Below are 12,452 nucleotides of genomic sequence, written 5' to 3' on the forward strand. Positions count from 1 at the left end.
CCGTAAGGCAATGATATCTACAATGTAAAATGCACAATACGCAGCATAAGGGGGCTCACACGGCTATGGACTGGAGCAGTATTTTCACTCTAATTGTATCCATCATCACCATACTAAATATTATATTGGCCGGGGTTGTAGTCTTCATTGAGCGCAGGGATATCGGGTCTACCTGGGCCTGGCTGATGGTTCTGTTTTTCATTCCGGTAGGAGGCTTTATCTTCTATGTCTTTTTCGGAAGACAGCTCAAGAAACGGAACTTCTACGAGCTTAGCGCAGAAGAACGGATCTACCTGCAGTCTGCCATTGATGAGCAGGTGATGACCGTTGATTATCAGGGAGGGCTTACAGCCAAATATGCGGATCTGCTCAAAATGAATCTGCGCTCCTCCAACGCGCTGATAACCTCCGACAATGAAATCGAGATTTTCGATGACGGCGAAGCCAAATTCAACGCGATGTTCGAGGATATCCGTAATGCAACCAAGGAAATCAACGTGCAGTACTACATCATTCAGCCGGATGCGCTGGGCCGCAGGCTGCGGGACGAGCTGACCGCCAAAGCCAAGGCAGGAGTTAAGGTCAGGCTGCTGTATGATGAGATCGGCTCTCGGCAGACCTCAAGAGCTTTTTTCAAGGAGCTGATCGAGCATGGAGGTAAGGTAGAGGTATTCTTCCCGTCCCTGTTCCGGCTGATTAATCTGCGGATCAACAACCGTAACCACCGCAAGCTTTGTATCATTGACGGAGAAATCGCTTATATCGGCGGTTTTAACGTCGGTGATGAATACCTCGGTCTGGATAAGAAAATGGGCTATTGGCGCGATACGCATTTCCGGATGAAGGGCAGCGCCGTCAATCAGATTCTTGGCCGGTTCCTTCTTGACTGGAACAAGGCTGCACCCCGGGGGGAGTCGGAATCTGAACATCTGCCGCTCCCGCAGGAGAAGCATACGGGCAGCAGTGTCGTGCAGATTATCTCCAGCGGACCCAATTCACAGACAGAGCATCTCAAGAACATGTATCTCAAGCTGATCGCCTCAGCCAAAAAGAGCGTGTATATTCAGACTCCCTATTTCATCCCGGATGCCAGCTTTATGGATGCCTGCAAAATTGCGCTCCTCTCCGGGGTAGATGTACGGATTATGATTCCGAACAAACCGGACCACATGTTTGTCTATCCGGCTACGCTGTCACATGCAGGTGAATTGCTGCCGTACGGGGTCAAAATCCTGCAGTACGAAAAGGGATTTATGCACGCCAAAACGATTGTCGTAGACCAGGAGATCGCCTCGGTCGGCACGACGAATATCGATACACGCAGCTTCCGCCTGAATTTCGAGGTAAATGCGCTTGTCTGCGATGAAGAGATCGCCGGCGATCTCCACGAGCTGTTCCTGAAGGACAGCATGTCCTGCACAGAGCTGACACTGGAACGGTATGAAGCCCGGCCGAAGCTGCTTAAGTTCAAAGAAGCTGTAGCCAGATTACTGTCACCGATTCTGTAGCACAGCAAAAGGGTGTCCCGTGATGGGACACCCTTTATTTTTGCCGTAAGCGGTGAATTAAGAGGCTTGTTCAAACTGGCTGTTATACAGGTCCGCGTAGAAACCGTTCTTGGCAAGCAATTCACTGTGGCTGCCGCTCTCCAGAATATCGCCGTCTTTCAGGACCAGAATGACATCGGCATTCTTGATGGTCGAAAGTCTGTGGGCGATTACGAAGGAGGTCCGGCCTTCCATCAGCTGATCCATCGCCTGCTGGATCAGCAGCTCAGTCCGCGTATCCACCGAGCTGGTTGCCTCATCGAGAATGAGCATTGGTGCATCTTTGAGCATCGCCCGGGCGATCGTGAGCTGCTGTTTCTGGCCGGCAGAGAGATTTACCTTGTCATTAAGGACGGTATCGTAGCCGTTACTCAGTGTCTGAATGAAATGATGCAGGCCGACGGAACGGCAGGCCGCTTCAATTTCAGCATCGGTTACGCCTGTTTTGTTGTAGACGAGATTTTCTCTTACTGTACCCTCGAACATCCAGGTGTCCTGTAGGACCATGCAGAAGAGATCATGAATGTTCTCTCTGGTCAGCCTGCTGACCGGTGTGCCGTCGATGTAGATTTCCCCGCCGGTCAGCTCATTGAAGCGGATCAGCAGATTGATCAGCGTGGTTTTACCTGCGCCGGTCGGGCCGACAATCGCAATTTTCTGGCCGGGGTGTACCTCGGCAGAGAAGTCTTTGATCACCAGCTTATCTGTTCCCTCATAAGCGAACTGCACATGCTCAAAGGTTACATGACCATCAGCGGTAGCAAGCCTGGTCTGCTTGTGCTCCTCATTATCCATTTCCCCGGCATCCAGGAATTCAAATACGCGTTTGCTGGCGGCAGAAGCAGCCTGCAGGTTCTGTGCAGCCTGGGCCATTTGGGCAAGCGGCTGGGTGAAGAAACGGACATACATAATGAAAGCGACAATAACGCCGAAGGAGATCGACCCGTTGATCGCCAGAACAGCACCGACGACACAGACAGCCACATATCCGAGATTTCCGATAAAGGTCATCAGCGGCATCATCAGTCCGGACAGAAACTGCGCTTTGAAAGCACTTTGCTTCAGTGACTGGTTAAGAGAATCGAAGGCTCCGCGCATTTGCGCTTCACCATTGTACGCTTTTACAACGGTGTGGCCGGTATATACTTCTTCGACATGTCCATTGATTTTCCCGAGATATTCCTGCTGGCTCTGGAAATATTTCTGTGATTTCTTCATGATTATTGCCATCAGGCCAAAGCCGATTATGGTAGCGGCAATCGCTGTGAAAGTCATGATTACGTTTGTCTTAAACATCATAATCATTGATCCGACGAACAGGGCGATTGCCGTAACCAGCGTGCCGACGCTCTGATTCAGCGCCTGCCCGATGGTATCCACGTCGTTGGTAACCCGGGACAGAATGTCACCGGTTGTAGAATTATTGTAGTATGAGATCGGCAGACGATTCATTTTGTGCGACAGGTCTTTCCGCAGGCTTTTGGACACTTTTTGCGTTACCATTGACATAATAAGTCCTTGTCCCAGTGACAGAACAGCGCTGAGCGAATAAATGAAAATCAGGAAGAATCCGATAGAAGCAACGGCATCCAGATCAATGCTTGTGGCGATGCCGGCAGTGATCAGATCGGTCAGCTCCGAGAGCTGGTCAGGACCAAGCAGGGTAAGAATTGTACCTGCGGATGCGCTTATCACTGCGATAAGGATGACGGGAATATGTGACCGGCAATATTGGAGAAGCCGGCTCCAGGTGCCCGGCTGGTGTGTTTTCTTTTTCATTAGGCAAGCTCCTCCTTCGACAGCTGTGAATAGGCGATTTCCTGATAAATGCTGCAGGATTCCATCAGTTCATCATGCGTCCCCATACCGGCGATTTGTCCGGCTTCCAGGACGATAATGTTGTCTGCATCCTTGATCGTACCAATGCGCTGTGCCACAATCAGCATCGTTGTGCCGCGGGATTCCTTCTTCAGCTCGCTGCGCAGCTTGCGGTCTGTCTTGTAATCCAGCGCCGAGAAGGAGTCGTCGAAGATCAGAATTTCCGGACGGCGGGCGATGGCCCGGGCAATGGACAGACGCTGCTTTTGTCCGCCGGAAAGATTGGTTCCGCCCTGGGCGATATGGGCATCGTAGCTGCCGTCCATTTTCTCGACGAAATCAGCTGCCTGTGAAGTATAGACGGCATCAACCACATCTGAATTCAGGTCACGGCCGTTATCACCGAAGGCGATATTGGAGGTAACCGTACCGCCGAACAGGACTGCTTTTTGTGAGACATAGCCCATCTTGTTGCGCAGAGCACTTTGCTCATATTGATTTACATTAACGCCGCCGACAAGTATTTCACCGGAGGTAGCATCATAGAAGCGGGGGATCAGGTTAACAACGGTGCTTTTTCCACAGCCTGTAGAACCGATGAATGCTACCGTCTCGCCTTTTTTAGCTGTAAAGCTGATGTCCTTCAGCACATAATCTTCGGCATCCGGGTATTTAAAGCTGACATTCCGGAATTCCACTTCACCTGCATGCCTGGAAGGGGAGGCGGTGAGCGAACCGTCAGTCAGGCTAGGCTTAGTATCCAGCACCTCGTTAATCCGCTTGGCGGAGACATGGGCCCGCGGCAGCAGAATAAAGATGATGATCAGCATCATAAAGGCCATAACGACCTGCATGGCATAGGAAGAGAAGACAATCATGTCTGAGAAGAGACCCATTTTGGCGCCGGCATCGGCAGATTGAATCATGACCGCGCCGATCCAGTAAATCGCCAGGCTCAGGCCGCTCATGATCAGCGTAATACTCGGCATCATCGCCGATAATACATTGTTAGCGAACAGGTTAGTCCGGGTCAGCTCATTGTTGGCGGCACCGAATTTCTCCTCTTGATACTTCTCTGCATTATATGCGCGGATGACGCGCAGTCCTGTTAGATTCTCCCGGGCTACCCGGTTCAGATTGTCTGTCAGCACCTGCAGCTTCTGGAATTTAGGCATTACCAGCACTACACAAATACCGACAATGACGATCAGGACTCCGACGGCAGCGCCTGTGGCCAGCGACCACTCCCAGCTCTTGCCGGTGATCTTGAGAATCGCCCATACGGCAAGCAGCGGAGCCTTGATCAACAGCTGCAGGCCGATGACGATCAGCATCTGTACCTGGGTAATGTCATTGGTTGAACGGGTAATCAGACTGGCGGTTGAAAAGCTGTTGATCTCCTCCATTGAGAAGGATTGCACCTTGTTGAACAGTCTGGAGCGGACTCTGGCAGAGAAGTTAGCAGCAATTTTTGCCGCGATCCCGGCTACAATAATCGAGGTGGCCAGACTTCCCAGCGCACAGAGCAGCATCCAGGCGCCTGTCGCGGCGATCTCGGACATCTCACTTCCGGGTGTCTGAATCAGCCGGGTAATATCGCTCATATAATCGGGCAGCTCCAGATCGAGCCAGACCTGAGCGACGATGAACAGGACGCTGATTGCGAACAAAGCCCATTCCTTCGGCTCAAGATTTTTCAGCAGTTTAAGCATAAGCGTTACTCCTTTATGTCAGGTGATGTTGCAAGTAGCATAACGGAGGAAGATAAACTGAACATTAACTTTTCTGAAAATACGAAAAAGCCCTGAAACAACCGGCGGGTTGTTTCAGGGCTGGGTTTGTGGGGCAGGAAGGGTAACGGTAAATGCCGTTCCCTGTGACAAAAGGCTGTCGCAGGTAATCGTGCCGCCGTGCAGGTGAACAATTTTGCTCACAATCGTTAAGCCGAGCCCGTTGCCTGCAGTGGAGTGGGAGGTATCCTGCTGATAAAATTTATCGAACACCCTTGGCAGCGCCTCAGGGGAAATACCTGGCCCGTTATCACTGATGACAAAAACGATTCTGCCGCTGCGCTTCTTCATGCTCATCACGATTTCCCCGCCCTCAGGCGTGAACTTGATGGCATTATCAAGCAGGTTCAGCCAGACCTGATTCAGCAGCTCTTTGTTGCCTTCCAGCATATAGTCATGAAAGTCAAGGTTCAGGACGAGCTGCCTTTTTTCGAATTTTGAAGCAAGCAGCAGCACACACTGGCGGAGCTGCTCTCCGGCGTTGAAGCTTTTTTTGTCGGTGAGGATGGTCTGGGTCTCGATCTTGGACAGCTCCAGCACGTTCGACGCAAGTGATGCCAGCCTGGCGGATTCTTCAATCACAATATCCAGGTATTCATCGCGCTCCTGCCTGGAAAGATCATCGTACTTTAGCATTTCGGCAAATCCCTTGATCGAGACAATCGGCGTCTTGAATTCATGCGAGAAGTTGTTCACGAAATCAGTGCGCAGGATCTCGATTCCGCCCAGCTCCTCGGCCATCCGGTTGAAATTCTCGGAGAGAATCCGGAACTCCGGCGGGCTCTTGAGCTGCAGCCGCATGGAGAAGTCGCCGCCGGCCAGCCGGTCTGTCGCATCGATAAAGGTACGGATGGATCGGACCATTTTGCGGCTGCTGATCGCGGAGATGGCCGTGCCGATTATAATGCAGGAGATCAGGATCAACAGGGGAACAACAGTACCTTCCATGACGAGCTTTTCATCAATCAGGCCAAAAACATCTGCAAGATAAAACAATAATCCTGTCACAATAACGGTGACCAGAAAGATTAAGAAGACCGCAAAGGAGAAGAGAAGCGGCAGGCTGAGCCTGCTGCCCAGACGTTTGCCTATTTTACTGCCGATTTTGCTCAAACCTTCTTCACCGCCTTGTATCCTAGACCGCGCACGGAGATTAGCTCAAACTCGGGATAGGCTTCAAAACGCTTCCGCAGCCGGTTAATATGCACATTTACTGTGGTATCAGCACTCTCATTATCCATACCCCAGATTTCATCCATCAGCTGGATGCGTGTAAAGATCCGGTCAGGGTAGGACAGCAGCTTGTAGAGCAGATAAAATTCCTTTTGCGGCAGGGTCTGCCGTTCATCCTCACGGGTCACTGTGAGTGCTTCGTAATCCAGCACAACCTTGCCGACCGTCAAACGGCGGGCTGTGGCAATCTGCGAACGGCGCAGCAGCGCCTGAATCCGCAGCAGCATCTCCTCCGTATCGACCGGCTTGGTCATATAATCATCGGTCCCCAGCCGGAAGCCCTTCTTCTTGTCCTCCGGCAGATGCTTGGCGGTCGCCATGAGGATCGGAATCTGGCTGTTCGCAGCCCGGACCTCTGCGGCAAACTCATAACCGTCCATATTGGGCATCATAATATCCAGAATAATCAGATCAATATGCTGCAGCTCCAGCACATCCAGTGCTTTATGGCCATCCTCCGCCGTATGGACGTTATATCCTTCACGCTTTAACACAGCTTCAAGCAGTCTTCTGACATGCCTGTCATCTTCCACAACTAGAATACTGATCATGTCACAGGTTCACTCCATATCCGGCTTAGGATCATAAAAAGGTTCAGAGTCATAGTATCATCTTTATTTTAGTTTGAACAAGCCGCTGTATAAAAACCCTGAAAGCGCAGAACTCTATAAAAGCAAAATGATGCCGCAAAGGAGAGGTGCTTACGATGGGTAAACAGACAAAGGCGACACCCGTAACCAAGGAGAATCCGAATAAGATGAAGTCCGCAATTCCGTCCAGCAAAAAGGAAACGGAGTTTGCAGACGAGCTTACGGACAGTGACGTTGAATCTGCATTCAAAAATCCGGTTACCGGAGAAGAGCGGATGTATTAAATTGTAAAAAAAACAGCTGCATTCAGCGGATGGGAAAGAGGATCCGGGAATGCAGCTGTTTTACTGACCTTCATAATCTTAAGCAGGTGCTACATACAGTCTTACGTACTCAAATGCTCAACCAGCATCTCTGCAAAGCGGCGGGCAATCCGGATTTCCTGCGGATTCGTCTTCTCTCCGCCCCCGGTGCTCATGCTCATCTTCTGAAGTAAGGCCATCATCGAGGTGAAGATAAAGTGGGCGGTCTCCAGCGGCTCCGGGTCAGGTTGCAATGAATCATCCTTGATTCCGGTCTCCAGCGTATCCAATAAGAAATGCTGCTCCTTCTCGCGGCCGATAAACGCCTCATACTGTGCTTTAAGCCCGCTTGCGGATTCATAAGCCTCATAATGCAGATCAAACAGCAGAATGAAGCGGATGTAACCCGGATAGGCGGCAGCATATTCAATCCAGGCATTCAGCATGGAGACAAGCATCTGTTTGCCGCTCATCCCGGCAGCAGGTGCTTGTGTGATATGTCCGGTCATATTCTCGAGAATTTCTACCTGAACCTCAAAGACCAGCTCATCGATGGTTTGAAAATGCTTGTAAAAGGTAACACGGCTTATTCCCGCAAGACTGCAGATATCCTTTACATTTACTTTGAGAAAGCTTTCCCTGATAAACAGCTCCTTCGCAGCAGCTATCAGATCATCACGGTTTTTGTTTTTGAGATGGGTATGCCAGTTTTCAGTCATGGGCAGCCGTCCGTTCCTGTCTATTATTCGGAGCATGAATGGTTAAGAAAAGTGCAGAGGCAAGAATGCCTGCCCCTAAAATGTAAGGCATATGGATATGCCAGTCAAACAGCTGGCCCGCAATAACCGGCCCGAGAATGCTTCCTATACTCGTGTAGGTTGTGCTCAAGCCGGCTGCATATCCCTGACGGTCACCGGCGGAATTGGCGATAATTGTACTCAGGGTAGGCCGCATAAAAGCATTAAAGGCAAAGAACAGCCCCGACACTACCAGCAGATATCCGAGATTTACGGTGAACAGCATGAACAGGAGGGCGGCAGCGGTTACGACCAGCGAGAGGCGGATCAGCTTCATTTCACCGAGCTTTTTAATGAAACGGTCAAGCAGCCATACCTGTACTATAATCCCGATCACCGCACCAACTGTAATCAGCACTGAGATCTGCGCTGCATCATAGCCGTATTTCTGTTCTACAAACAGGGCGTACACCGTTTCATAATTCATCAGGCCAAAGGTAATGATTAAGATAAGCAGCAGGTACTGGAAATAGGAGGTGCGGAAGGAATTGCGGATCATACTGGTGACCGGCTCACGCCGGCCCCGCTCCATAGCTGCGTTACGCATCTCTTGCGGCAGTGTTTCAGGCATAAAGAAGCATAGCAGCATTGCGATAAATCCCAAACCGCCGGCAAAAAAATAGGGGACCCGGATACCCAGCTCTGCGATCAGTCCGCCTAATCCGGGACCCAGCACCATTCCCAGATTCATCGCTGCCCCCAGATAACCCATGCCCTTGGCACGTGTATCCGCAGTAGTAATATCAGCAACGTACGCCATATTGGCCGGAACCATGATTCCGACGCCGATACCGCCGATAAACCGGGCTATGTACAGAATTGAAAGGGTATCTCCGACAGCAAACATAAGATCGGATACGACAGTCAGCAGCAGTCCGGCGATCAGCATCGGCTTCCGGCCCAGACGGTCGGAGAGCTGCCCGCCGACAGGCGAGAAAATAAACTGCGCCGCCCCGAAAGCGGCGATAAGATATCCGGCCGCTGCCCCGGCTGCATTAAATTGCTTCAAATATTCAGGAAGGATGGGAATAACCATACCCTGACCCAGCAAAGCGATAAACAGATTCAGCATTAAGATGAATAACGGAAATTTGGCAGACTTGGATAAGCTGCTCATAGAATAGCCTCCTTAATGATTTACACGGTGATAATATTAACACGGTGTAAATCATAAACGAAACCCGAAAAACTTACAAGACTGAATTTGGCGATTGTCCTGAAACCGGATTACTAAAGGCCTGAACAGGGTAAACATGTTTAATCCAAAAAGCAAGCCCAAATCCATTAACGGAGGCTGAACAAATGACACAACTGAACAGTAATACAGGAGCAGCGATTCTCGGAATGGGTACAGCTCTCCCGCTGTATTCAATTGCACAGGCAGATGTAGCTGAGCTGATCGCCTCATCGCTGCAGGATAAGCCGGAGCTGGCCCGTTTTGCCAGGAGAATCTTCAAATCCTGCGGAGTCGAGAACCGCTACACCTGCGATGACAGTTATCTGGGGACAGCGGATACCTGCCGCTATCTGCCTTCCGGAGACGGGGCGGAAATTCCTACAACAGAAGAGCGGATGAAGAAATATCAGCAGGAAGCCCCTCCGCTGGCACTGGAAGCAGCCAAACGGTCTCTGCAGGATGCAGGGCAGGAGCCCGGCGAAATTACCCACGTTATTACTGTCAGCTGTACCGGCCAATATCTGCCGGGACTGGATGTCATGCTGATTAAAGAGCTGGGCTTGTCTCCGCGTGTGAACCGGCTTCCGTTAATATTCCAGGGCTGCGCGGCCGGACTTAAAGCGATTCAGATGGCCCGTGATGTCGTTCTCGGGGCTCCCGGCTCCCGCGTGCTTGTTGTCTGTGTTGAGCTGTGTACGCTGCATTTTCAGCCGGTGAAGGAACGGGAAGCCTTGTTTGCAGCGTCTTTCTTTGGTGATGCTTCTGCCGCCTGCGTGATCGGTGAACCGGAGGCAAGGCATACACACTGCCTCAGTCTGGGTAAGGGCTATCAGGTGCTGCTACCGGATTCCGCTGAGGATATGACCTGGGAAGTAGGCAATACCGGCTTCGATCTGTATTTATCCCCGCGGATTCCCAAGCTGCTCGGAACCCACCTGGAGTCAGAGCTCGGACTGCTGCTCGGAGACAGTCCGCTTCCGGAGCTGTGGGCGATACATCCGGGTGGACGCGGCATTGTCGATTCCGTACAGGAGGTTATGAGACTAAGTGATGAGCAGACAAGGTACAGCCGGGAAATCTTAAGAACAGCCGGTAATCTGTCCTCCGCCACCATTCTGTTTGTGCTTGAGTCCATGCGCCGGGACATGCAGGCCCGTAATGAAAAAGCGAAGGAAGGAGTCGCGATGGCCTTCGGACCGGGCCTGACCGCTGAGCTGATGTCCTTCACTTATGTTCCGGCTTACTCACCGTCCTATCAGGAGGCCGGCCATGCCGTTTTTTAGAGCCTTGTCGGTCCGGGCCAAAGAGGATGAGCTGATGGATGACTTCTCCATGGGCGGCGAAGAGCTGAGTGAGGCTTTGAAGCACCTGCGGCGGCTGAACCGGATCTTTGCGGCCCCGGGCCCTACCCGGGACGGGGTGGAGAAGCTCTGGCAGGCCATCGGGCAGCCGCAGAAGCTCAGTATTCTCGATGTCGGCGCAGGCTCGGGCGATGTGAACGTCAAGCTGCTGGAGTGGGCAGACCGCAAAGGAATCGAGCTTGAGATTACGCTGGTCGATATGACAGAGGAAGCCTGCGAGGAAGCAAGGCGACTGTTCCGGAACGAACCAAGAGTAAGCGTGCTGCGGGCGGATTTGCAGGAGCTTGCTGATGCTTCGGCGGATATAGTGACCGGCTCACAGTTTGTACATCATTTTGACGGCCAGCAGCTGGTAGATATGGTGGCCCATATGCGGAGGGCGTCAAGGCATGGTGTGGTGATCAATGATATCCACCGGCATCCGGTATCGTATACGGCTGTGTGGGTAATGACGCGGATGATCTCGCGCAACCGGTATATCCGGCACGACGGTCCGTTATCTGTGGCAAAAGGATTTAAGGACAGGGACTGGCAGGAGCTGAAGCATCAGCTGCAGGCAGAAGCAATGACGTATACCTGGAAGCCGCTGTTCCGTTATTCAGTGGTCATACCGAAGCAGGTGAGCAGCCGATGACCAGGCAGGCAGATGTAATTGTAGCCGGGGCGGGGATTGCCGGCAGCAGCGCAGCCCTTCAGCTGGCTGCTCTGGGGCACCGGACGATCCTGCTGGACCGGCAGGAATTCCCCCGGCACAAAACCTGCGGGGAGTTCATGTCCCCCGAGACGAAGGAAATGCTGGCGGTGCTTGGAATTAATCTCGTGAGCCGCACGCCGGCTCCGGGTAATATGAATAAAGCCCGCATTATCCTGCCCCGCGGCGGAGAGATCGGGGCACCGCTGCCGGGGAATGCAACCGGGATCAGCCGTTATGAGCTTGACCGGATTCTCCATGAGAAGGCAGAATCAGCCGGGGCAGAAATCGTTACTAAGGCTGTAGTTACCGGTATCCGCAAGCTGGATGATAACCGGTATGAAGTCGATACCCGGCAGGGAGACAGAAAGGTTTCATATCAGGCCCTTGCTGTCATCGGGGCCTACGGGACCAAGAAGCCGCGCGGTGTAGCGTCCGGCGCAGAGGATACCCGGGATAATACCGTATATATCGGAATCAAATCTCATTACCGCGGGATAGCCATTCCCGAACAGGTAGAGCTGTACTTCTGTGAAGGAGGCTACATCGGAATATCTCCGATCGAGGACGGGAAGGTGAATGTTGCGGCCCTGCTGACCCTGGACTCTGTCCAGGGCAGAGGCAAATCGGTGCAGGAGATTCTGCAGAAGGCCGCCGGCGGCAATCGGCACCTGACCGCCCGGCTCGCAGAAGGAACGCCGGTGACGGACACCCAGGTATCCATCGCCCCGGTACGCTTATCGGATACTCCTGAGCCGTGGTCGGAATTTCCCCATATCGGCGATGCCATGCTCATGATCCCGCCGCTCTGCGGGGACGGTATGTCGATCGCCCTGCGGTCCGCGCTGATCTGCTCAGGCTGGACTGACAGGTACCTTAAAGGCATGATCAGCTATGAGGAGTGGCAGACCGGGTATTCGGCGGAAGCGGACCAGGAGTTCACCCGGCTGCTGAAGCGGGCCCGGAGAATTCAAAAGCTGGCGTTTGCCAAAACTAACAGGCTGTATCCCGGCCTGGCCCGGGTATTTCCGGGCTTGGCCAGGTATGTCATCAAAGCAACCCGCTTATCGGAAACCGGGATGGCCCGGTAAACGGTAGATATCAGCTTCACTATGCCGCCTTTCAGGCGGCTTTTTATTTGCTTGA

At 52.3% G+C, this 12,452-nt stretch carries 11 protein-coding genes; 5 read left to right on the top strand and 6 right to left on the bottom strand.

Annotated features, from left to right (window positions below; translation table 11 throughout):
* The first annotated feature begins 65 nt into the window (after nucleotides 1-65).
* Nucleotides 66-1,508, top strand: coding sequence for a cardiolipin synthase (gene cls / locus NST84_RS14710; protein WP_342566281.1), 1,443 nt, complete (start codon nucleotides 66-68; stop codon nucleotides 1,506-1,508).
* Between the two features lie 57 nt (nucleotides 1,509-1,565).
* Here cls and NST84_RS14715 read toward each other — a convergent pair whose 3' ends face one another.
* The 4 genes from NST84_RS14715 to NST84_RS14730 all read right to left on the bottom strand — a co-directional run bounded on the left by NST84_RS14715 (nucleotide 1,566) and on the right by NST84_RS14730 (nucleotide 6,939).
* Nucleotides 1,566-3,326 (bottom strand): ABC transporter ATP-binding protein, encoded by a 1,761-nt coding sequence (locus NST84_RS14715; RefSeq protein WP_342566282.1) that lies wholly within the window; start codon nucleotides 3,324-3,326, stop codon nucleotides 1,566-1,568.
* Entirely contained in the window at nucleotides 3,326-5,077 is a 1,752-nt protein-coding gene (locus tag NST84_RS14720) for an ABC transporter ATP-binding protein (protein ID WP_342566283.1), read from the bottom strand. Before NST84_RS14720 ends, NST84_RS14715 begins: the two co-directional genes overlap by 1 nt.
* A gap of 114 nt (nucleotides 5,078-5,191) precedes the next feature.
* Entirely contained in the window at nucleotides 5,192-6,268 is a 1,077-nt protein-coding gene (locus NST84_RS14725; RefSeq protein ID WP_342566284.1) for a HAMP domain-containing sensor histidine kinase, read from the bottom strand.
* Nucleotides 6,265-6,939, bottom strand: coding sequence for a response regulator transcription factor (locus tag NST84_RS14730; RefSeq protein ID WP_342566285.1), 675 nt, complete (start codon nucleotides 6,937-6,939; stop codon nucleotides 6,265-6,267). The genes NST84_RS14725 and NST84_RS14730 overlap by 4 nt, the downstream gene beginning before the upstream one ends.
* A 155-nt stretch (nucleotides 6,940-7,094) precedes the next feature.
* On the opposite strand from NST84_RS14730, the gene NST84_RS14735 reads away from it, so the two are divergent.
* Nucleotides 7,095-7,262: a hypothetical protein gene (locus NST84_RS14735; RefSeq protein WP_342566286.1), complete on the top strand. Its 168-nt coding sequence runs from the start codon at nucleotides 7,095-7,097 to the stop codon at nucleotides 7,260-7,262.
* Nucleotides 7,263-7,363: 101 nt separating this feature from the next.
* Here NST84_RS14735 and NST84_RS14740 read toward each other — a convergent pair whose 3' ends face one another.
* Both NST84_RS14740 and NST84_RS14745 read right to left on the bottom strand, forming a co-directional pair.
* On the bottom strand, nucleotides 7,364-7,999 hold the full coding sequence (locus NST84_RS14740) for a TetR/AcrR family transcriptional regulator (RefSeq protein WP_342566287.1): 636 nt from the start codon (nucleotides 7,997-7,999) through the stop codon (nucleotides 7,364-7,366).
* Nucleotides 7,992-9,194 (bottom strand): MFS transporter, encoded by a 1,203-nt coding sequence (locus tag NST84_RS14745; protein WP_342566288.1) that lies wholly within the window; start codon nucleotides 9,192-9,194, stop codon nucleotides 7,992-7,994. Before NST84_RS14745 ends, NST84_RS14740 begins: the two co-directional genes overlap by 8 nt.
* Before the next feature lie 185 nt (nucleotides 9,195-9,379).
* Between NST84_RS14745 and NST84_RS14750 the strand changes: the two genes are divergently transcribed.
* The 3 genes from NST84_RS14750 to NST84_RS14760 are packed head-to-tail and all read left to right on the top strand — an operon-like array spanning nucleotide 9,380 to nucleotide 12,397.
* Nucleotides 9,380-10,537 carry a type III polyketide synthase gene (locus tag NST84_RS14750; RefSeq protein WP_342566289.1) on the top strand — a complete coding sequence of 386 codons (1,158 nt, stop codon included), beginning with the start codon at nucleotides 9,380-9,382 and terminating at the stop codon, nucleotides 10,535-10,537.
* Nucleotides 10,524-11,249, top strand: a complete 726-nt coding sequence (locus NST84_RS14755) for an SAM-dependent methyltransferase (RefSeq protein WP_342566290.1) — start codon at nucleotides 10,524-10,526, stop codon at nucleotides 11,247-11,249. The genes NST84_RS14750 and NST84_RS14755 overlap by 14 nt, the downstream gene beginning before the upstream one ends.
* On the top strand, nucleotides 11,246-12,397 hold the full coding sequence (locus NST84_RS14760) for an FAD-dependent oxidoreductase (protein ID WP_342566291.1): 1,152 nt from the start codon (nucleotides 11,246-11,248) through the stop codon (nucleotides 12,395-12,397). The genes NST84_RS14755 and NST84_RS14760 overlap by 4 nt, the downstream gene beginning before the upstream one ends.
* Nucleotides 12,398-12,452 lie beyond the last annotated feature (55 nt).

Origin of the sequence: Paenibacillus sp. FSL R7-0345 (assembly GCF_038595055.1) — a bacterium.
Taxonomy (GTDB): Bacteria; Bacillota; Bacilli; order Paenibacillales; family Paenibacillaceae; genus Paenibacillus_AQ.